Here is a 19,056-nt window from a genome sequence, read left to right on the forward strand (position 1 = left end):
GAAACATGGCGAATGCAAAAGGCAAAGTCACACAGATCATCGGGGCCGTCGTCGACGTGCACTTCGAAGATCAGCTGCCTGAAATTCTGAACGCGCTGGAAACCACCAACAACGGCAAGCGCCTGGTGTTGGAAGTTGCTCAGCACCTGGGTGAAAACACCGTCCGTACCATCGCGATGGACGCGACCGAAGGTCTGGTCCGCGGCGAAGCCGTGACCGACACCGGCGCACCGATCTCGGTTCCGGTTGGCAACGCCACCCTGGGCCGCATCCTGAACGTTGTGGGTGAGCCGATCGACGAAAAAGGCCCAGTTGAAGCAACTGAGGCCCGCGCGATCCACCAGCCTGCACCGACCTTTGACGAACAGTCGACCGAGTCGGAAGTTCTGGTAACTGGCATCAAGGTTGTTGACCTTCTGGCCCCCTACGCCAAAGGCGGTAAAATCGGCCTGTTCGGCGGCGCCGGCGTTGGTAAAACCGTTCTGATCATGGAACTGATCAACAACATCGCAAAAGTGCACTCGGGCTTTTCCGTGTTCGCGGGTGTTGGTGAACGGACCCGTGAAGGGAACGACCTGTACCACGAGATGATCGAATCGAACGTGATCAAGCCGGACAACCTGTCGGACTCACAGGTTGCGCTGGTTTACGGTCAGATGAACGAACCTCCGGGTGCGCGTGCACGTGTTGCTCTGACAGGTCTGACCCTGGCCGAACAGTTCCGCGACCAGTCCGGTACCGACGTTCTGTTCTTCGTCGACAACATCTTCCGCTTCACGCAGGCGGGTTCCGAGGTTTCGGCTCTGCTGGGTCGTATTCCGTCAGCTGTGGGTTACCAGCCGACACTGGCCACCGACATGGGCGCCCTGCAGGAACGCATCACCTCGACCAAGTCGGGCTCGATCACGTCCGTGCAGGCGATCTACGTGCCTGCGGACGACCTTACCGACCCTGCGCCGGCAACCTCGTTTGCTCACTTGGACGCGACCACCGTTCTTAACCGTGCGATCTCGGAAAAGGGTATCTACCCTGCGGTTGACCCGCTCGACTCGACCTCGCGTCTGCTTGACCCGGCCATCGTTGGTGAAGAGCACTACAAGGTTGCGACCGACGTTCAGCAGATTCTCCAGCGCTACAAGTCTCTGCAGGACATCATCGCCATCCTCGGCATGGACGAACTGTCGGAAGAAGACAAACTGACCGTTGCCCGTGCCCGTAAGATCGAACGCTTCTTGTCGCAGCCGTTCGATGTGGCCGAGGTCTTCACCGGCTCGCCCGGCGTTCAGGTTCCGTTGGACGTCACCATCTCGTCGTTCAAGGCCGTTGTGGCCGGCGAATACGATCACCTGCCCGAAGCGGCCTTCCTGATGGTTGGCGGCATCGAAGAAGTGATCGCCAAAGCGGAAAAGATGGCCGCAGAAGCCGCCTAAGGAGTATCCCTGATGGCAAACACGATGCAATTCGACCTCGTCAGCCCCGAGCGGAGCCTTGCTTCGCTCGAGGCCACCGCGGTCCAGCTTCCCGGCGCGGACGGGGACATGACGGCAATGCCCGATCATGCCCCCACCATCACCACGTTGCGCCCCGGTCTGCTGAAGGTTGAGGCACCCGAAGGGTCCAGTGAATACCTGGTCACTGGCGGGTTTGCCCAGATCAACGGCGACGGCCTGTCGGTTCTGGCCGAAAAGGCCATTCCGGTTGCCGAAGTGACCCGGTCGCATCTGGATGACCTGATCGCCGAAGCCCGCGCTTCGCACGAGGCCGCCAAGGCCGGTGACGATCAGACCATCGTCGACGATGCCGCCAAGCTTCTGGCCGACATGGAAGCGCTTGGAACGCATATGAGCCTGTAAAGGTTTATCTCGGAGAAATTTGAAACGGCCCTGCTTTGCGGGGCCGTTTTTTTTGTCGTGATTTCGTGATCTCTGCACGGTAAGGTGCCGGAATTGAAAGAAAAGACGACACGATGAAGAAATTTCTGACCCACCCCATGGGCATCGATCAGGGCGAGGCTGTCCTGTTCTCGGATTTTGCGGATGGGGGTGACATGTGGACGGGTGCAGGCCCCCGCGAACGCCGCAGCGCTGTGCGGTTCAGCGAACCGTTTCGATCCGCGCCCATCGTGCAGATCTGCGTTTCACTTTGGGATGTTGACACGGCGTCGGCCCTGCGCGCCGAAGTTCAGGCCGAGCACATCACAGCGCATGGGTTTGATGCCGTATTCCGCACGTGGTCGGATTCACGCGTCGCCCGCATTCGCGTGACCTGGACCGCGATTGGCGAGGTCGCCAGCGCGGATGACTGGGATATTTCCTAGCAGGGCTGTTTCTCACACAACCGCGAAATGACGCAAACGGTTTCTTAAATAGAAACCGAGCCTGAAACTTTCAAAGTTTCAGGCCCCCGATTAGCGAAACGCGCAGACCCGCGCTCGCCGATCAATCCATCTGATACAGCGACTCGTAAATCGGCGTCAGCGTCTTGTCTTCAAACAGCGACGAAACGCTCGTCCCGTTCCAGATGTTCAGAATCGCCTGCGTAAAAATCGGCGCGGTCGGAACGATGCGGATATTGGCGGCATTGGCCACCTCGGGCGTCGGCTGGATCGTATCCGCCAGCACCAGCGACTTCATGACCGAATTCGTCACCCGCTCGACCGCAGGGCCGCTCATGACGCCGTGGGTGATATAGGAATGAACCTCTTTGGCCCCATTGTCGATCAGCACCTGCGCTGCCTTGCACAATGTTCCGGCGGTGTCACAGATATCGTCCACGATAAGGCAGATCTTGCCCTTTACATCGCCGATCACGGTCATCTCGGCCACTTCCCCCGCCTTTTCGCGGCGCTTGTCCACAATCGACAGGGGCGCATTGATGCGCTTGGCCAACTCCCGCGCCCGCGCCACGCCGCCGACATCGGGTGACACCACCATCAGATCTTCCATCTGATCCTTGAACTGCTTTTTCACATCCAATGCAAAGATCGGCGAAGCATAGAGGTTGTCCACGGGCATATCAAAAAAGCCCTGAATCTGCGCGGCGTGCAGGTCCATGGTCAGGATACGCTCGATCCCGGCGCCGGTCAGCATGTTTGCCACCAGCTTGGCGCTGATCGGCGTGCGCGCCTTGGTGCGGCGATCCTGACGGGCATAGCCGAAATATGGGATGACTGCGGTGATGCGGGCGGCGGAGGAGCGGCGCAGCGCATCGGCGATGATCAGCAGCTCCATCAGGTTGTCATTGGCGGGGTTCGAGGTCGGCTGGATGATGAACATATCCTCGCCGCGCACATTCTCGAACACTTCGACGAAAATCTCGCCATCATTGAACCGCTCGACCCGGGCATCGACCAGCCCCTGATCGACGCCGCGATGCAGGCTCATGCGGCGGGCAATGGTTTCGGCAAGCGGAAGATTGGCGTTCCCAGCGATAAGCTTGGGTTCGTGAAGTGTCGGCATCGGCTGATTTTCCCCGGGCAGCAATGGCAATGTGACAGATTCGTGATGTTGACACCGCTTAGCACGGGTCTACCGTCCCGCAAAGATAACGCAGCGGAGAAAGTGAACATGGCTCAGATTGACTACTATTTTGCGACAATTTCGCCCTATTCCTACCTGGCGGGCACAAGGCTCGAAGAGGTTGCCGCCAAACATGGCGCAACGATCAATTACAAACCGCTCGATATCATCGCATTGTTCGGCCGAACCGGAGGCACTCCACCCAAGGACCGCCATATCTCGCGCATTGAATACCGGGCGCAAGAGTTGCTGCGTCAATCAAAAAACCTTGGGATGGCGTTCAATCTGCAGCCTGCCCACTGGCCAACCAATATGGCTCCTTCGTCATATGCGGTGATCGCAGCCACCCAGGATGGCTCGGGCGACATAGGGCAACTGTGCCATTCGTTCCTGCGCGCCTGCTGGGCCGAGGAAAAGGACATTGCCGAAGACAACGTGATCCGTGATTGCCTGACGCAAGCAGGCTTTGACCCGAAACTGGCCGATACCGGTCTGCTGGCGGGGGCCGAAACCTATGCGGCTAACCTCGAAGAGGCGGTGGATCGAGGTGTCTTCGGCGCGCCGTTCTACATCACGCCTGACGATCAAAGGTTCTGGGGGCAGGACCGCCTCGACGACCTTGATCGCCATCTCGCAACGCTAAAAGGTTAAACCAAACCCGCCTGCTTCATCTGTCCAGAAATATCCCGGGGGAGTCGCCGCCTGCGGCGACGGGGGCAGAGCCCCCATTCCCCTAGAGCAAAGCTAAAAATTGCTCGATCTGATCTGCCGGAGTGGACCAGTCACAGACCAACCGGCAGGCCAGCATCTCGTCCTCATCCGGCCCGTCCAGCGTATCACCCCACAGGTGGTACACCGCACCTGCGTCATGCAGCCTGCGATGCAGGCGGCGCGGGAGACTGGCAAAGATCATGTTGGCCTGCGGCTCATGCAGAAACTCGGCGCCTGCAGCACGCAAACCCTCAGCCAGACGCGCACAATTCGCATTCGCCTGCCGGGCGGATCGCAGCCATAAATCATCCCGCAGATAGGCCGCCATTTGTGCTGACAGATAGCGGTGCTTGGAAAATAAATGCGCCCCGCGTTTGCGGCGCAGTTCAAACTCCCAGGCTTTGCTTTCGTCAAAAAACACCACCGCTTCGACGCCCATCAGCCCGTTCTTCGTGCCGCCAAAGCTCACCGCGTCGACACCCGATTTCCACGTCATTTCAGCCGGAGAACAATTGAGCGTGACCAGAGCGTTTGTGAAACGCGCGCCGTCCAGATGCACTGGCAGGCCAAATTCCTTGGCAACGGCACCCAGCGCCTGCAATTCGTCCAGCGAATAGACCGAGCCCCGTTCCGTGACCTGGGTGATCGACACCGGGCCGCGCTGCGGGCCATGCACACCTCGGGTTTCTTCGCCCGCGATCGCCCCGCGCAAGGCCTCAGGCGTCATCTTGTCACCGCCGGGTACAAGGGTCAGCTTGGCGCCGCTGTAGAATTCGGGCGCGTTGCACTCATCCTCATGGATATGCGCCACGGGCGAGCAGAACACCGTCTGCCAAGGCTGCGAAAGCGTCGCCAGAGCCAGAGAATTGGCAGCCGTCCCCGTTGCCACCAGATATACCGCAGCGCCCGGAGCCTCAAAGATCCCCCGTATCCGATCCCGCACCTCGTTCATCAGTGTGTCGGCACCATAGGCCATTTGATAGCCCTGATTGGCCTCGGCCAGCGCGGCCAGAACTTCGGGATGAACGGGCCCGGAATTGTCAGAGGCAAAATGCATCAGGTCGGCTCCTCGATGATGTAATCTTCCCACTCTTCCATGGGTGTTTCGAATTCCGAGACCGTGCGCCCCTGCACCGAAATACCTGCGGCATGAACGCTGTCTGGCGTACCTGATATCAAAGGATGCCAGTCGTAAAGGGGCTTGCTCTCCCACAGCAGGCGATAGGCGCAGGTCTGCGGCAGCCAATAAGCGTGGTCGTCGATATTGTCTGGTGTCATCACGATGCATTCGGGCACGAACTGATGCCGGATGTCGTATTGCGTGCACCGGCAACTCTCGTCATCCAGCAGCCGGCAGGCGACGCAGGTCAGGGCAACCTCACCGCTATCCTCGTCTTCCAGCTTGTTCAGGCAGCATTTGCCGCATCCGTCGCACAGCGCTTCCCATTCCCGCTGGTTCAGTTTGCGCAGCGGCTTGCGCTCCCAAAACCGGGGGGGCAGGCCCCTGCGATCGATCGGGTCCGAGGTCATGGTTTGGCCAGAATATCTCGCGCGCGGGCGCAGTCCTCGTTCATCTGGGCGATCAGCCCATCAAGCCCGTCAAAGGTCATTTCGGGCCGCAGAAATTCGACAAGGCCAACGGAAAGGGTTGCTCCATAAAGATCGCCGGAAAAATCGAACAGAAAAGTCTCAATATTCGGTACTTCGCCATTGAACATCGGCCGTGTTCCGACCGAGGCCGCACCGCGATAGCTGCCTTTGTGCGGGCCATCCAGAACATCGACCAGAACCGCATAGACGCCGAATTTCGGCGGATGAAGCCCTTCGATGGACATGTTTGCGGTAGGAAACCCCAGCTCTCGCCCGCGCTGTTCACCGCCAATGACTTCGCCTTCGATCCGGTGCCAATGCCCCAGCATCGTCGCCGCATCGCGCGGGCGCCCTTCGGTCAGGGCCGTTCGGATCGCCGTTGACGATACCACGCTGTCAGACCGTTCCATCAGCGATGCAATGGAGACACCAAACCCCAACTGGTCGCCAAACCGGACCATATCCTCGGCGGTACCCGCGCGGCCTTTGCCAAAGCAGAAATCTGCCCCGACCACCACATGCGTCAGCCCCAGCCCGCGACAGATAACGTTTCGTGCAAACTCTTCCGGCGTCAGTCCCGCAAGTGCCGCGTTGAACGGCAGCTCGTACAGCTTTTGCACACCCAGCTTCTCAAGCCGGTGCGCGCGGGCGTTGCCGCGCATCAATCGAAACGGAGGGGTATCGGGCGCAAAATACTCGCGCGGATGCGGCTCGAAGGTCAAAACGCCCAAGGGCGCATCCGGTGCCACGCTGCGCGCCAGTTCAATCACGGAACGATGGCCAACATGAACACCGTCAAAATTCCCGATCGCCACGCTGGCACCTCGGTCTTCAGGCTCGACAAACTGGAAATCGCGGATGATCTGCATAGGGTTTGCCTAGCGGGACTGCGAACCGGGTTCAAGCACCAGATTGGAAGACAGCACCCGCCGTGCGCTTTGGCCTGTGCCGGGCACGCGCAAAAAAGGTTCCTTTCCGGGTTTTCACGCTTCTTTTGCCTAAATCAAGCTCAGTCGAATTTGCGCGACGGCGCCAGAACCATCGCCTCGCCGACCAGAACTTTCTTGCCATCGACAGAACAATGACAATCCAGCTTGACCCGCCGCTTGGTAAAGTCGATGTCGATCACTTTGACTTCGGCGTAAACCGTGTCTCCGGGGCGTACCGGGGCCAGGAATTTCAGCGACTGGCCCATATAGACCGTACCGTGCCCAGGCAGTTGCTCCCCGATCACGGCCGAAATCAGCCCGGCTGTTAGCATTCCATGCGCGATGCGGCCTTCAAAGATGGTATCGCGGGCATAGTCATCATCCAGATGCACCGGGTTCCGGTCGGTCGAAACCTGCGCAAACATCTCGATATCTTCGTCCGTCACCACTTTGCGCAGGTGCCGGGACATACCTATCTCGATGTCTTCGATACAGATCGTTCCGCGCGGAAGATTGTCCAACATGTTGCCCTCGCTCAAAATTTCACAGGCAACAAAAGACCGTCATTCGCACCCGTTTGGCAACTTTATTGCTTTGCGTCTGCGCAAGATCAAGTCTTTTCTCGCTACCGCAAACGGCCAATCGAATAGGTCGGATTGATGTTTTCTTTTTCGTTATGGGATCGTAGCGCGTCTTCGTCCGGGTGATGCGACGTTTTGGTTTCCGCCGCCGCCAGACCGCCGGTGATGAAAAGAGAATCAAGCCCTTCTCCCATACCGCCCGCAATATCGGTCTGCGGTCCGTCGCCAATCACCAGAATATCCGCATCGCCAATATCCTTGCCCAGTTCCTGCAACCGGCGACGCGCCAGATCGTAGATCGGCGGGTGCGGTTTGCCGAAATACAGGCTTTCCCCGCCCATCTCGGTATAGAGCCGCGCCAGCGCGCCCGCGCACCATTCCCGAACCTCACCCCGGTCCACGACAATGTCGGGATTGGCGCAGAGCAGCTTCATGCCCTTTTGCTTGGCGTAGAGAAAGTCAGGGCGGTTTACCGCGGGGTCGGCCATTGGATCAAACGGTCCGCAGCACACGATCCCCTCGGCCTCGTCCAGAGGAACGCGTTCGATATGCAGCGGGTGGTGCAACAGCTTCAGTGGCTCAAAAAAACCTGCATCCCGCTGCCATTCGCCCATGAAATACACTTTCTCGCCGATCGCACCCCGAAACATCGCCGACCGGGCTGAATCGCCGCTGGTGGCGATCGTGTCATAGGCATCTTCGGGCACACCAAACTGCGATAGTTGATCGGCCACCCCGGCGCGCGGTTTGGGTGAGTTGGTCAAAAGAACCACGACGCCCCCCGCTGCCCGATAGGCCTGCAACGCGGCCACGGCCTCGGGGTAGGCGGTGATGCCGTTGTGGACGCAGCCCCAAAGATCAACAAACAGCGCTTTGTAGCGATCGGAGATTTCGGAAAGCGCGTGAATGATTTGGGTCATAGAGGCCTCGATGTTGAAGGGGTATCGAATGCCCAATCCTATGGCAGAGCCTGCCAGCTTTGGCCAGAGGGGGCTCTGCCCCCGCCGCGGCAAGCCGCGACTCCCCCGGGATATTTTTAGACAGATGAAGCAGGGGATCCGTTCTTCATCTGTCCTCAAATATCCCGGAGCGCGAGGCAGAGCCTCGCAAAAGAAAAAAAAATGCGTCCGCCAGGGACGCCTTTGCGCTCGGGGTCAGACCTTGAGGTTCGGGATGATCTGTTTTTTCCGGCTCATGATGCCGGGCAGGACCACGGCGTCGCCCTCGACCGATGCGCCAAAGCTCTTTTCTGCGACACCTTTGACAAGATCATTCGGGACCAGCAGAGTCGCTTCTTCGTTCAGAATGTCGACCACGAACAGCAGCACCTGATCCACGCCATCTTCGCTGGCAACATCTGCCATCGACGCTGCAAGGCTGTCCTTGCGGTTCAGCACAACGTCGGGGGCCGTGGTTTCCAGAACGGAGACGCGGAATTTGGTGCCGTCGACCTCGTATTCCTTACTGTCCATACGGATCAGTTCGGCGTCCGAGAAGGAAGATACATCCGACTTTGCCGCGAACATATCGGCGGCGTAGGCCGACACATCCAGGCCCAGGTCGGCGGCCAGTTTCTCGGCCATGTCGCGGTCATGCGCGGTGGTGGTGGGCGAGCGGAATTCCAGCGTGTCCGACAGGATGCAGGTCAGGGCCGCGCCCTTCACGGCGTCGGGCATTTTGGCCGCGGCGTCACCCATCAGGTCGATCAGAATGGTCGCAGTGCAGGCCAATGGGCGCACGGTGATATCGATCGGACCCTTGGTTTCCAGCCCGCCGACCAGCTTGTGGTGGTCGATGATGGCGCGGATATCGGCGCTGTTGATGCTGGCGGGCAGTTCAGCGGGGTTGTTGGTGTCGACAATCACAACCGGGGCATCCGCCGCGACATCTTCGATGATGCGCGGCTTGGGCAGGTCCCAGCGTTGCAGCATAAAGGCTGCCTCGGTGTTGGGTTCACCCAGCAGAACGGGCTCGGCCTGTTCGCCTTTGACCTCGTTCAGATACCAGGCCCAGACGATGGGCGATCCGGTCGAGTCGGTGTCGGGGGATTTGTGTCCAAGCACTTGGATGGTCATGTCAGTGTCCTGAAAAAGGTGGATTTGCGCGCCTTATAGGGCTGGCAAGCAGGCTTGTCACCCGGCAGGTCGCGGGCTGCGACCGTTGGTCTGGGAATGGACGCCTTAGAAGGGTGCACGGGTCAGGGTATAGCCCGCCTCTTGCAACTGGTTCAGCAGCCCATAGATGTTGGAAAGGTGCCCTGCGCCGACGGCGACAACCACCGTCTGATCTTTGATTGCCAGGAGGGTGCGCATCCAATTGTCATTGCGCTGCGACAGCAACTGATCTTCGAAGCTGTTCCATTCGGCCTCGAATTCTTGCGGCGTCAGGCCCGATTCAGCGAGTCCCTGCATTTTCGCCAACTGGATGATCTCGGCATGTTTTTCTTCGATATAGGCGTTGGCCATGGTGATCAGCTGATCATCTCCGGCCTGCAGCGCCCCGGCCAGTCGGACTAGAGACTGCACCTGATCTTCCAGCGAATGACTGTCGAACATCGCGATCAGTTCCTGAACGCTTTCAAGCGAATATCTGGGGATCGCGTGCGCCTTGGCCAGTTCGGTCAGGCGGGCGTCCATGCCGCGGTCGAAATCCGGGGTTTCCATCAGGCAGGGCGGGATGCCTAGCATCATGCTCAGGAACCAAGGGCGCAGCTTGGCTGCCATCCAGCCAGGGATGCCCCGCTGCGCCAGCGTCGCGGACAGTGCGGCCCAGTCTTCATCAGACATCATGTCGATTAGCGTGGGCCCCGAAGTGATCATCACCGGGCTGAAATCCTGTGCCAGATCCTGTTCGAAGGCCGCCATTTCTTCCTCGGTGATCTCGAAATAGAACGCATCGGCTTGCGACAGGGTCGGGGCCAGACGGTCGACGATTGTACCCATGCGTTCGTCATTGGTGTGCAGCGTTCCGACCAGATGAAGGACAGTATTGCCCTTGCGTGCGATCCAGTGATTGCCTTCGGGAAAAACAACGCCTGCGACCGCATTGTCCAGCGCGGCGCGGTCTTCTGTCGTCATATCCAGTCGCAGATCACGGCCCTCGCAGGCCGCATGGGCCGAGATTGGCAAAAGCAGGAAAACGAGCAGGCTCAGCAGGCGCATGGGTCAGGTCTCGGCTGGGTTGGTTGCGATCATGTTGCAAGACATAGCGTTGCCTGTTTGACGCGCGCAAGGCGATAACTTTGCGCGCCGCATCTGGCAATCCGCCGCAATCTGCCTAGCATGGGCGCATGGACCGCGAACAGGATCTCTATCCCCCCGTCAAAGCCTTGTTGGAACGTCAGGGGTATACCGTCAAGGGCGAGGTCGGGGCTGCCGATATCGTCGCGGTGCGGGGTGACGAACCACCGGTGATTGTCGAGTTGAAGCTGAGGTTTTCGCTGGCGCTGTTTCATCAGGCCATTGCGCGACTGAAGGTGACTGATCAGGTTTATGTGGCCGTCTGCAAGCCAAAGGGGCGGACCGCGCGACGCGCGTTGCGTGACAATCTGGCCTTGTGTCGCCGGTTGGGGTTGGGGCTGATCACGATAAAACCTGATGGACGGGTCGAGGTACAATGCGACCCCGGGCCTTATGCACCGCGCAAGAACAAGGTCAGAGCTGCGCGTTTGTTGCGCGAATTTGACCGGCTGCAGGGCGATCCGAATGCGGGTGGGGCAACGCGGCATGGGATCGTAACCGCCTATCGGCAGGACGCGTTGAAATGCGCGTCTCATCTGGCCGAACACGGTGCGGCCAAAGGGGCAGAGGTCGCCAAAGCGACCGGCGTGACCGAGGCCACGCGGCTGATGCGCATCAACCACTATGGCTGGTTCGACAAGGTCGAAAAGGGCGTCTATTCCCTGAATGAGGCGGGTTTTGAAGGTCTCAAGCACTGGGCCTATAGCTGGGAAGACGCCGACTAGCCGCGCCGCACCCCTCTTTGCTCATCCGTCCGGGCGGGCCAGGATTTCCGAGATCATGGCACGGCCAATGTCCGACAGGACTGCGTTGCGCTCGGGGAAGGGCGCAGTGCTTTCGGTCAGGTAAATCGCGGCCAGATAAGTGCGGGACTCAGCCGTTTGCAAAAAGGCGATAATGGCGCGGCTGCCATACCCTCCGGCCCCGGTTTTATCTCCGATCTGCCATCCATCAGGCAGATGCGCGCGGATAAGCTCGTCTGCCACTTGATCCTCGATCATCCACTGCCTGAGCCGAGCTGCTGATGCGGCAGACAAGACGTCGCCAAACAGCAATCTGTCCAGCGTTGTCAGAATTGCCCGGGGCGTTGTCGTGTCGCGTGGGTCGCCCGGCGTGGCTTCGTTCAGGGCTGTTTCCCAGCGATCCAGTCGGGTTATGTCGTCGCCGGATGCGCGAATGAACTCAGTCAACCCAGCGGGCCCGCCCAAGCGGCGCAGCAGTAGATTGGCCGCCGCGTTGTCGCTGATTGTCATGGTTGCTTCACACAGCGCACCTACGGTCATCCCTGTCTCGACCTGTGCGCTGGTGACCGGAGCGTAATCGACCAGATCAGCCGACTGATAGGTAACATGATCCGACAGGTCTTGGGTGCCCGCATCAACCCCTGCCAGAATTGCGCCGCACAACAGCGGCTTGAAGGTGCTGGACATCGGAAACAGCTCATCTGCGCGATGCGAAACCTCCCATTCACCACTGGTTTCGTACAAAAGCACCCCGATGCGCGCATCAAGGCGACGCTCCCAGGCCTCGACGGTTTGGGAAAGGGTCTGGGCCTGCGCTGACCCAGAAGGTCCAGACAATATCGCAATTAAAAACAAAGCTCTAAACATGACGAGCCAACGCATTCGCATCGCATTTACCTTTGTCAGAATTGATACAGCCACGTTAATTTCCCGCTGCTAATTGTAAACCGGACAATTCGCTGGTTTATGCAGCGAAAAATATTCCAACACCTTGTTGACTCGACCTGTACAACTCCCTAGCTATGCGTCGTTATCACTCACACACCACGAGTGCTAACGCCCCGCCTTTCGGCGAGGGGAGGATTAACAAACTTTGAGCCCAAGGAGCTGCAAAGATGGCATTGAAACCGCTTCATGACCGTGTGCTGGTTCGTCGCGTAGAAAGCGAAGAGAAAACCGCAGGCGGCCTGATCATTCCCGACAGCGCAAAAGAAAAGCCCAGCGAAGGCGAAGTCGTCGCAACCGGCGAAGGCGCACGCAAGGACAGCGGCGAACTGATCGCAATGGCTGTTAAAGCTGGCGACAAGATCCTGTTCGGCAAATGGTCGGGCACCGAGGTTCAGGTCGACGGCGAAGAGCTGCTGATGATGAAAGAAAGCGACATCATGGGGATCATCGAGTAAGCCACGCGCTTTCTCTGATCTTCATTCCAATACATTTTCTCAAGGAGAGACAATATGGCTGCTAAGGACGTCAAGTTCGACACCGATGCCCGTAATCGTATGCTGTCAGGTGTGAACATCCTGGCCGACGCTGTCAAAGTGACCCTGGGCCCCAAAGGCCGCAACGTGGTTCTGGACAAATCCTTCGGCGCGCCGCGCATCACCAAAGACGGTGTTTCGGTTGCCAAGGAAATCGAACTGGAAGACAAGTTCGAAAACATGGGCGCGCAGATGGTGAAAGAAGTCGCCAGCCGCACCAATGACGAAGCCGGCGACGGCACCACCACCGCAACCGTTCTGGCGCAAGCCATCGTTCGCGAAGGTCTCAAGCAGGTTGCAGCTGGCCTGAACCCGATGGATCTGAAGCGCGGCATCGACCTGGCAACTGCCAAGGTTGTCGAAGGCATCAAGTCGGCTTCGCGCGAAGTGAAAGACTCGGCAGAAGTTGCTCAGGTTGGCACCATCTCGGCCAACGGCGAAGCCGAAATCGGTCAGCAGATCGCAGACGCGATGCAGAAGGTTGGCAACGAAGGCGTTATCACCGTCGAAGAAAACAAAGGTCTGGAAACCGAGACCGACGTTGTCGAAGGTATGCAGTTCGACCGTGGCTACCTGTCGCCTTACTTCGTCACCAATGCAGACAAGATGATCGCAGAGCTCGACGACTGCATGATCCTGCTGCACGAAAAGAAACTGTCCTCGCTGCAGCCGATGGTTCCGCTGCTCGAGCAGGTGATCCAGTCGCAAAAGCCGCTGCTGATCATCGCAGAAGACGTTGAAGGCGAAGCGCTGGCGACTTTGGTTGTGAACAAACTGCGCGGCGGCCTGAAAATTGCTGCTGTCAAAGCACCGGGCTTCGGCGATCGCCGCAAAGCCATGCTGCAGGACATCGCAATTCTGACCGGCGGTCAGGTCATCAGCGAAGATCTGGGCATGAAGCTCGAGTCCGTGACCATGGACATGCTGGGCACCGCCAAGAAGATCGAAATCACCAAAGACGAGACCACCATCGTCGACGGTGCTGGCGAGAAAGCCGAGATCGAAGCACGTGTTGCCCAGATCCGCACTCAGATCGAGGAAACCTCGTCGGATTACGACCGTGAGAAGCTGCAAGAGCGCGTTGCCAAACTGGCAGGTGGTGTTGCTGTTATCCGCGTCGGCGGCATGACCGAAGTGGAAGTGAAAGAGCGTAAGGACCGTGTGGACGATGCTCTGAACGCGACCCGCGCTGCTGTGCAGGAAGGCGTTGTTGTAGGCGGTGGTGTTGCGCTGGTTCAGGCCGGTAAAGCACTGGACGCTCTGGAAGGTGCAAACCCCGACCAGAACGCAGGTATCAACATCGTTCGCAAGGCAATCGAAGCGCCGCTGCGCCAGATCGCTGAAAACGCAGGTGTTGACGGTGCGGTTGTTGCGGGCAAAGTCCGTGAATCGTCCGACGCAGCATTCGGTTTCAACGCGCAGACCGAAGAATATGGCGACATGTTCTCGTTCGGCGTGATCGACCCGGCCAAAGTTGTCCGTACCGCTCTGGAAGATGCGGCATCGGTTGCTGGCCTGCTGGTCACCACCGAAGCCATGGTTGCCGACAAGCCCGCCAAAGAAGGCGCGGCACCTGCCGGCGGTATGCCCGACATGGGCGGCATGGGCGGCATGATGTAATCTGCCCAAGTCATGTGATACTGGAACGGGGTCGCCTTCGGGCGGCCCCGTTTCGTTTGAAATGCCCGCTGCGCGGTCATGCCTCCGGCGGGAGTATTCTTGAAAAGATGAAGCGGAGGGCGCATGGTCTCGGGGCCAGAATCCAGTCAGGAAATGAAGCTGTGGCAGGCAGCCGAGGTTGACGCGTTGCTGAAGGCGTCCTTTGAAGGTGATGAAGAAGTGCAGCTAGTGCACAGGTTGCGGCAAGATGGCGACATGGCGCTGGAGATGGTTCTGCCAGTGGAAGGCCGCATCGCCGGATATGCGGCCCTGTCGCGGATGCGTCAGCCAGAGGGCTGGTTATGTCTTGCACCCGTCGCCGTTTGGCCAGAGTTTCAGCGGGGCGCGGCGGCACCTGCGGGACAGGGCAAGAAGGACTGGCAGATCGGGCGGCGTCTTGTCAGCGACCTCGTGGCGGCAACAAAACATCCAGAATTCGGAGGAAATCCGGCGATCGTTGTTCTGGGCCAGCCTGAGTTCTATGAAAAATGCGGGTTTTCCCGCGCGCGGGCGGCGCGGCTTAAAACACCCTATCCGGTGGAATACACCCTGCTTGCAGCACCCGGCAGCGACGTGCCCGCAGAAACTCTGGTTTACCCCGCTGCCTTTGATGCCGACCCTGCAGATAAGTGAGTGTCCAAGCGCGCCAATCTTGGCTATGCAACTGGCATGAGACTGTCGCTGCTTACCTTTCTGACCATGTGCGCCTTTGCGGCCAATTCGATCCTGAATCGCCTTGCCATCGACAGCGGTTCCAGTGATCCCGCAGGCTTTGCTGTCATTCGCGTGTTGTCGGGGGCGTTGGTTCTGGCGGCTTTGGTTTTGGGCAAGGGCAGCGCGTTGCCATTGCTCAACCGGCGGCGTGTGATCGGGGCGGGATCCTTGTCGCTTTATATGATCGGGTTCTCGCTGGCCTATTTGACGCTGGATGCAGGGCTGGGTGCGCTGATCCTGTTTGGCGTGGTGCAGATCACCATGTTTGCAATCACCGCCCTGTCCGGTGCGGCACCCACGGCCCGGCAATTGGCAGGGGCGGGCATCGCGCTGGCGGGCCTGGCCTACGTGCTCTGGCCATCCGGCGCGGTCGAGGTTGACCCAAAGGGTGCAGCCCTGATGACTGCGGCGGGGGTAGGCTGGGCGGCGTATTCCCTTGCTGGCCGGTCCGAGCCGGATGCATTGTCCGGCACGGCTGCAAACTTCATCATGGCTTTGCCCGTGACCGCCATCGCCCTGCTGGCCCTGGGATCTGACTGGCAGATGAGCGGTTCGGGCTATCTGCTGGCCGCCCTGTCCGGAGGCGTCACATCGGGGCTGGGATATGCACTGTGGTACCGCGTTCTGCCGCAGCTCGCGCCCACTGCCGCCGCCGTCGTTCAACTCAGCGTTCCGGTCATCGCCATTGCGGCTGGGGTTCTGCTTCTGGGCGAACAAGCATCTCTGGGCCTGATTCTGGGGGCGGCCTTGGTGCTGGGCGGTATCGCGCTGGCTGTGATGCGCTTGCCGGGGCGGCAGGGCTTCCATCGGCGCTGAATAGCCCTTAACTAGCGGACATGAAGTTCTTTCTTGTCCTGCTTCTCAGCCTTGCTCCGCTTGCTGTCAGCGCGAAATGCGTTGTGCTGTTGCATGGGCTGGCCCGGACCGAGGCCTCGTTTTCCGTGATGGAGCAGTTGTTCAAGGCGCACGGCTATACCGTTGTGCGACCGGGCTATCCCTCGACTGACCTTCCGATCGAGGAACTGGCGAACCAGACGCTGCCTGCCGCCTTGGCGGGGTGTGGCGAGGATACGGCAAATGTCGTCGCCCATTCGATGGGTGGTATTCTGCTGCGCTATTGGTTGCAGGACAACGATCCAGCGAACCTTGGCCGCGTCGTCATGTTGGGGCCGCCGAACCAAGGCAGCCAACTGGTCGATGAACTAAGCGCTTACGAGGTGTTCGGGTATCTGAACGGCCCCGCCGGGCTTGCGCTGGGCACCGGCCCCGACGGCATACCGCGCCGACTGCCGCCGGTTAATTTCGAATTGGGCGTCATCGCAGGGGAAAACTCGCTGAACCCGTTGTTTTCATCGCTGATCGACGGGGTGGACGATGGCAAAGTGTCGGTTGAAAGCACCAAAGTGGACGGCATGGCGGATCATATCGTCCTGCCCGTGACCCATACGTTCATGATGAACAATCCCCGCGTGATGGCCCAGGCATTGCATTTTATCGAGTTCGGCCAATTCGATCCGCAGATTACATGGCTGGACGGCGTGATGGATATCATCGACGAAATCTGCATCGGACAGGATTGCGCCGAACCGGCATCGGAGCCCACCAGATGACATCCCTTTGCCTGACGTTTTCCGGCGCAGACGTTTTGCTGCCGGGGCGCGGTGTCACACGTGCCGATCTGAGCATCGCCGAAGGGGTCGTGCAGAAAAACCCGGAAGGACGCCGGATCGACCTGTCCGGATATATCATCCTGCCGGGTATCATCGATCTGCATGGCGATGGCTTTGAACGCCACATCGCCCCGCGCCGTGGTGCAATGAAGCAGATGGCCGAAGGCATCCTCTCGGTCGAAGCCGAGCTGGCCGCAAACGGAATTACCACGGCCGTTCTGGCCCAGTTCTACAGTTGGGAAGGCGGCGTGCGTGGCCCGGACTTCGCGGCGCAGGTCTTTGAGGCGATTGCCTCGGTCCGCGACAGTGCGGTCACGGATTTGATCCCGCAGCTGCGGTTCGAAACCCACATGCTGGATGACTACGCCGATCTGCCAAAGCGCATTGCTGAATGGCAGGTGCCCTATGTTGTGTTCAACGATCACCTGCCACATGACCGTCTGGCCGAAGGGCGCAAACCGCCGCGCCTGACAGGTCAGGCGCTCAAGGCCGGGCGCAATCCGGACACCCATTTCGAACTGCTGCTGAACATGCATGCCCGCAAAGCCGAGGTTCCGGCCGTACTGGATGCGCTTTGCACGACGCTGACCGAACAGGGGGTTCGTCTGGGCAGCCATGATGACGCAACGGCTTCCACCCGAGCGGAATGGCGCCAGCGCGGCGCGCGGATCGCCGAGTTTCCCGAAACGCTTATTGCAGCCGAGGCAGCACGGGCCGCAGATGACCACATTATTCTGGGTTCACCCAATGTGGTGCGCGGCGGATCGCATAAGGGCAACGCCAGTGCAGTGGACCTGATCGCTATGGGCCTGTGTGACGCGCTGGCCTCGGACTATCATTATCCCAGCCCGCGACGCGCAGCGCTGATGCTGGCCAAATCCGGCCTGCTGGATCTGGCAGGGGCGTGGGATCTGGTCTCATCCGGTCCGGCGCGCGTGCTGGGGCTGAAAGATCGCGGCCAGTTATCCCCTGAAAAGCGCGCCGATCTGGTCATTCTCGACGCCACTACGCACCGCGTCGCGCTGACCATGTCCGCAGGTCGCATCAGCTATCTCAGCGGCGCTATCGCCAACCGTCTTTTTCGCTGATCCGCGCTTCATCTTTTCAAAAATACTCCCGCCGGAGGCATCGTGCCGCAGGTGCGATTTCCCTCAGCGCACGATCCGGTTGAAATGCGCCATCTTCCGACCGGGCTTGACCTCGGCCTTGCCATAAAGATGCAGCGCCACGTCCCGTTCGCGTGCCAGATCGGGCACCCGCTCCATATCGGCGCCGATCAGGTTCTCCATCACCACATCCGAATGCCGCTGTCCATCGCCCAAAGGCCACCCGGCCACGGCACGGATGTGTTGTTCGAACTGGTCTACTGCGCATCCGTTCTGGGTCCAGTGACCCGAATTATGCACACGCGGCGCGATTTCATTGACGATCAGGCCCTCGGGAGTGACAAACAACTCAACCCCAATGACGCCCACATAATCCAGCGCGTTCAAGATATTGGCTGCCAGCAACAATGCGTCTGTCCGTTGCGCAGGGGCCAGTCGCGCAGGAACGGTCGTTGTGTGCAAGATCCCGTCGCGATGCACGTTCTCACCCGGATCAAAACAGGCGACCTGCCCGTCCAGGCCCCGGGCCGCGATGACCGATACCTCGTGCGAGAAATCGATGAAACCTTCCAGAATGGCAGGGGCGCCCGCCATATCGGCCAGCGCCGCCTCTGCGTTCTCCGGTGCTTTCAATCGTGCCTGCCCTTTGCCGTCATAGCCAAAGCGGCGGGTTTTCAGGATGGCGGGCGTTCCGATCTGATCCACCGCTGCGCGCAGGCTGTCCAGATCGGTGACATCCGCAAATGGCGCGGTTTTCAGGCCAAGTCTCTGCAGAAATTCCTTCTCGGTCAGGCGATCCTGACTGACCCGCAGCGCCTCGCGCCCGGGGCGGATCGGGCGGTGGGATTCCAGCAGGTCCAGCGCCTCGGTCGGGATATTCTCGAACTCATAGGTGATTACATCGACCGACCCGGCAAACGCCGCCAGTGCTTCGGCATCGTCATAAGCCGCCGTCGTGACCCGATCCGCAACCTGCCCGGCCGGAGGGTTCGCCCCCGGCTCGTAGATATGGGTCACAAACCCCAGCCGCGCAGCGGCAACCGACAGCATCCGGCCCAACTGGCCGCCGCCCAAAATTCCAATCGTTGCGCCGGGGGGCAGCATCTGCGCCATAT

The 19,056-nt window shown here is 59.7% G+C and carries 21 protein-coding genes; 11 read left to right on the top strand and 10 right to left on the bottom strand.

Features of this window, described 5'->3' with window-relative positions; all coding sequences use genetic code 11:
- The first annotated feature begins 5 nt into the window (after positions 1-5).
- The 3 genes from atpD (at position 6) to ACR0FG_RS10340 (ending at position 2,317) form a co-directional block, all read left to right on the top strand.
- Positions 6-1,430: a F0F1 ATP synthase subunit beta gene (gene atpD, locus ACR0FG_RS10330; RefSeq protein ID WP_480892698.1), complete on the top strand. Its 1,425-nt coding sequence runs from the start codon at positions 6-8 to the stop codon at positions 1,428-1,430.
- 12 nt (positions 1,431-1,442) lie between these two features.
- On the top strand, positions 1,443-1,853 hold the full coding sequence (locus ACR0FG_RS10335; protein ID WP_170710545.1) for a F0F1 ATP synthase subunit epsilon: 411 nt from the start codon (positions 1,443-1,445) through the stop codon (positions 1,851-1,853).
- A 113-nt stretch (positions 1,854-1,966) separates the two neighbouring features.
- The gene (locus ACR0FG_RS10340; protein WP_480892699.1) at positions 1,967-2,317 is read left to right on the top strand and encodes an H-type lectin domain-containing protein; all 351 of its coding nucleotides are present in this window, start codon (positions 1,967-1,969) and stop codon (positions 2,315-2,317) included.
- Positions 2,318-2,438: 121 nt separating this feature from the next.
- Here ACR0FG_RS10340 and ACR0FG_RS10345 read toward each other — a convergent pair whose 3' ends face one another.
- Positions 2,439-3,458 carry a ribose-phosphate pyrophosphokinase gene (locus ACR0FG_RS10345; RefSeq protein ID WP_170710543.1) on the bottom strand — a complete coding sequence of 340 codons (1,020 nt, stop codon included), beginning with the start codon at positions 3,456-3,458 and terminating at the stop codon, positions 2,439-2,441.
- Between the two features lie 108 nt (positions 3,459-3,566).
- Between ACR0FG_RS10345 and ACR0FG_RS10350 the strand changes: the two genes are divergently transcribed.
- Complete coding sequence (locus tag ACR0FG_RS10350; RefSeq protein WP_480892701.1) at positions 3,567-4,169, top strand: DsbA family protein; 603 nt, start codon at positions 3,567-3,569, stop codon at positions 4,167-4,169.
- 82 nt (positions 4,170-4,251) lie between these two features.
- Here ACR0FG_RS10350 and ACR0FG_RS10355 read toward each other — a convergent pair whose 3' ends face one another.
- The 7 genes from ACR0FG_RS10355 to ACR0FG_RS10385 all read right to left on the bottom strand — a co-directional run bounded on the left by ACR0FG_RS10355 (position 4,252) and on the right by ACR0FG_RS10385 (position 10,490).
- Positions 4,252-5,286, bottom strand: a complete 1,035-nt coding sequence (locus ACR0FG_RS10355; protein ID WP_480892702.1) for a threonine aldolase family protein — start codon at positions 5,284-5,286, stop codon at positions 4,252-4,254.
- A complete protein-coding gene (locus ACR0FG_RS10360; protein ID WP_170710540.1) occupies positions 5,286-5,759 on the bottom strand; it encodes a YcgN family cysteine cluster protein in 474 nt (157 codons plus the stop codon). Before ACR0FG_RS10360 ends, ACR0FG_RS10355 begins: the two co-directional genes overlap by 1 nt.
- Complete coding sequence (locus tag ACR0FG_RS10365; RefSeq protein WP_480892704.1) at positions 5,756-6,688, bottom strand: bifunctional riboflavin kinase/FAD synthetase; 933 nt, start codon at positions 6,686-6,688, stop codon at positions 5,756-5,758. Before ACR0FG_RS10365 ends, ACR0FG_RS10360 begins: the two co-directional genes overlap by 4 nt.
- A gap of 140 nt (positions 6,689-6,828) precedes the next feature.
- Entirely contained in the window at positions 6,829-7,272 is a 444-nt protein-coding gene (locus ACR0FG_RS10370) for a MaoC family dehydratase (RefSeq protein ID WP_170710538.1), read from the bottom strand.
- Between the two features lie 101 nt (positions 7,273-7,373).
- Positions 7,374-8,249 carry an HAD family hydrolase gene (locus tag ACR0FG_RS10375; protein ID WP_480892707.1) on the bottom strand — a complete coding sequence of 292 codons (876 nt, stop codon included), beginning with the start codon at positions 8,247-8,249 and terminating at the stop codon, positions 7,374-7,376.
- Between the two features lie 234 nt (positions 8,250-8,483).
- A complete protein-coding gene (locus tag ACR0FG_RS10380; RefSeq protein WP_480892710.1) occupies positions 8,484-9,404 on the bottom strand; it encodes a manganese-dependent inorganic pyrophosphatase in 921 nt (306 codons plus the stop codon).
- Positions 9,405-9,509: 105 nt separating this feature from the next.
- On the bottom strand, positions 9,510-10,490 hold the full coding sequence (locus ACR0FG_RS10385; protein WP_480892713.1) for a TraB/GumN family protein: 981 nt from the start codon (positions 10,488-10,490) through the stop codon (positions 9,510-9,512).
- Between the two features lie 128 nt (positions 10,491-10,618).
- Here ACR0FG_RS10385 and ACR0FG_RS10390 point away from each other — a divergent pair, with 128 nt between their 5' ends.
- Positions 10,619-11,293, top strand: coding sequence for a DUF2161 domain-containing phosphodiesterase (locus ACR0FG_RS10390; RefSeq protein ID WP_480892716.1), 675 nt, complete (start codon positions 10,619-10,621; stop codon positions 11,291-11,293).
- 21 nt (positions 11,294-11,314) lie between these two features.
- On the opposite strand, the gene bla is transcribed toward ACR0FG_RS10390, so the two are convergent.
- A complete protein-coding gene (bla, locus tag ACR0FG_RS10395) occupies positions 11,315-12,178 on the bottom strand; it encodes a class A beta-lactamase (protein WP_480892719.1) in 864 nt (287 codons plus the stop codon).
- A 248-nt stretch (positions 12,179-12,426) separates the two neighbouring features.
- Between bla and groES the strand changes: the two genes are divergently transcribed.
- The 6 genes from groES (at position 12,427) to ACR0FG_RS10425 (ending at position 17,923) form a co-directional block, all read left to right on the top strand.
- A complete protein-coding gene (groES, locus tag ACR0FG_RS10400; protein WP_170423103.1) occupies positions 12,427-12,714 on the top strand; it encodes a co-chaperone GroES in 288 nt (95 codons plus the stop codon).
- A 54-nt stretch (positions 12,715-12,768) separates the two neighbouring features.
- Positions 12,769-14,412, top strand: a complete 1,644-nt coding sequence (gene groL / locus ACR0FG_RS10405; RefSeq protein ID WP_170710532.1) for a chaperonin GroEL — start codon at positions 12,769-12,771, stop codon at positions 14,410-14,412.
- Between the two features lie 123 nt (positions 14,413-14,535).
- The gene (locus ACR0FG_RS10410; RefSeq protein WP_480892723.1) at positions 14,536-15,084 is read left to right on the top strand and encodes a GNAT family N-acetyltransferase; all 549 of its coding nucleotides are present in this window, start codon (positions 14,536-14,538) and stop codon (positions 15,082-15,084) included.
- Positions 15,085-15,120: 36 nt separating this feature from the next.
- Positions 15,121-15,981: a DMT family transporter gene (locus ACR0FG_RS10415; protein ID WP_480892726.1), complete on the top strand. Its 861-nt coding sequence runs from the start codon at positions 15,121-15,123 to the stop codon at positions 15,979-15,981.
- 20 nt (positions 15,982-16,001) lie between these two features.
- The gene (locus ACR0FG_RS10420; RefSeq protein WP_480892729.1) at positions 16,002-16,775 is read left to right on the top strand and encodes an alpha/beta fold hydrolase; all 774 of its coding nucleotides are present in this window, start codon (positions 16,002-16,004) and stop codon (positions 16,773-16,775) included.
- The gene (locus tag ACR0FG_RS10425; RefSeq protein ID WP_480892731.1) at positions 16,772-17,923 is read left to right on the top strand and encodes an alpha-D-ribose 1-methylphosphonate 5-triphosphate diphosphatase; all 1,152 of its coding nucleotides are present in this window, start codon (positions 16,772-16,774) and stop codon (positions 17,921-17,923) included. The genes ACR0FG_RS10420 and ACR0FG_RS10425 overlap by 4 nt, the downstream gene beginning before the upstream one ends.
- 63 nt (positions 17,924-17,986) lie before the next feature.
- Here ACR0FG_RS10425 and ACR0FG_RS10430 read toward each other — a convergent pair whose 3' ends face one another.
- The gene (locus ACR0FG_RS10430; protein WP_480892734.1) at positions 17,987-19,054 is read right to left on the bottom strand and encodes a 5-(carboxyamino)imidazole ribonucleotide synthase; all 1,068 of its coding nucleotides are present in this window, start codon (positions 19,052-19,054) and stop codon (positions 17,987-17,989) included.
- Positions 19,055-19,056: the final 2 nt, after the last annotated feature.

It is taken from the genome of Ruegeria sp. E1, from assembly GCF_056534225.1.

Bases quoted from the DNA above. Each gene is read 5' to 3' on its own strand.
- atpD (WP_480892698.1), top strand. From the start codon at position 6: ATGGCGAATGCAAAAGGCAAAGTCACACAGATCATCGGGGCCGTCGTC.
- ACR0FG_RS10335 (WP_170710545.1), top strand. From the start codon at position 1,443: ATGGCAAACACGATGCAATTCGACCTCGTCAGCCCCGAGCGGAGCCTT.
- ACR0FG_RS10340 (WP_480892699.1), top strand. From the start codon at position 1,967: ATGAAGAAATTTCTGACCCACCCCATGGGCATCGATCAGGGCGAGGCT.
- ACR0FG_RS10345 (WP_170710543.1), bottom strand. From the start codon at position 3,458: ATGCCGACACTTCACGAACCCAAGCTTATCGCTGGGAACGCCAATCTT.
- ACR0FG_RS10350 (WP_480892701.1), top strand. From the start codon at position 3,567: ATGGCTCAGATTGACTACTATTTTGCGACAATTTCGCCCTATTCCTAC.
- ACR0FG_RS10355 (WP_480892702.1), bottom strand. From the start codon at position 5,286: ATGCATTTTGCCTCTGACAATTCCGGGCCCGTTCATCCCGAAGTTCTG.
- ACR0FG_RS10360 (WP_170710540.1), bottom strand. From the start codon at position 5,759: ATGACCTCGGACCCGATCGATCGCAGGGGCCTGCCCCCCCGGTTTTGG.
- ACR0FG_RS10365 (WP_480892704.1), bottom strand. From the start codon at position 6,688: ATGCAGATCATCCGCGATTTCCAGTTTGTCGAGCCTGAAGACCGAGGT.
- ACR0FG_RS10370 (WP_170710538.1), bottom strand. From the start codon at position 7,272: ATGTTGGACAATCTTCCGCGCGGAACGATCTGTATCGAAGACATCGAG.
- ACR0FG_RS10375 (WP_480892707.1), bottom strand. From the start codon at position 8,249: ATGACCCAAATCATTCACGCGCTTTCCGAAATCTCCGATCGCTACAAA.
- ACR0FG_RS10380 (WP_480892710.1), bottom strand. From the start codon at position 9,404: ATGACCATCCAAGTGCTTGGACACAAATCCCCCGACACCGACTCGACC.
- ACR0FG_RS10385 (WP_480892713.1), bottom strand. From the start codon at position 10,490: ATGCGCCTGCTGAGCCTGCTCGTTTTCCTGCTTTTGCCAATCTCGGCC.
- ACR0FG_RS10390 (WP_480892716.1), top strand. From the start codon at position 10,619: ATGGACCGCGAACAGGATCTCTATCCCCCCGTCAAAGCCTTGTTGGAA.
- bla (WP_480892719.1), bottom strand. From the start codon at position 12,178: ATGTTTAGAGCTTTGTTTTTAATTGCGATATTGTCTGGACCTTCTGGG.
- groES (WP_170423103.1), top strand. From the start codon at position 12,427: ATGGCATTGAAACCGCTTCATGACCGTGTGCTGGTTCGTCGCGTAGAA.
- groL (WP_170710532.1), top strand. From the start codon at position 12,769: ATGGCTGCTAAGGACGTCAAGTTCGACACCGATGCCCGTAATCGTATG.
- ACR0FG_RS10410 (WP_480892723.1), top strand. From the start codon at position 14,536: ATGGTCTCGGGGCCAGAATCCAGTCAGGAAATGAAGCTGTGGCAGGCA.
- ACR0FG_RS10415 (WP_480892726.1), top strand. From the start codon at position 15,121: ATGAGACTGTCGCTGCTTACCTTTCTGACCATGTGCGCCTTTGCGGCC.
- ACR0FG_RS10420 (WP_480892729.1), top strand. From the start codon at position 16,002: ATGAAGTTCTTTCTTGTCCTGCTTCTCAGCCTTGCTCCGCTTGCTGTC.
- ACR0FG_RS10425 (WP_480892731.1), top strand. From the start codon at position 16,772: ATGACATCCCTTTGCCTGACGTTTTCCGGCGCAGACGTTTTGCTGCCG.
- ACR0FG_RS10430 (WP_480892734.1), bottom strand. From the start codon at position 19,054: ATGGCGCAGATGCTGCCCCCCGGCGCAACGATTGGAATTTTGGGCGGC.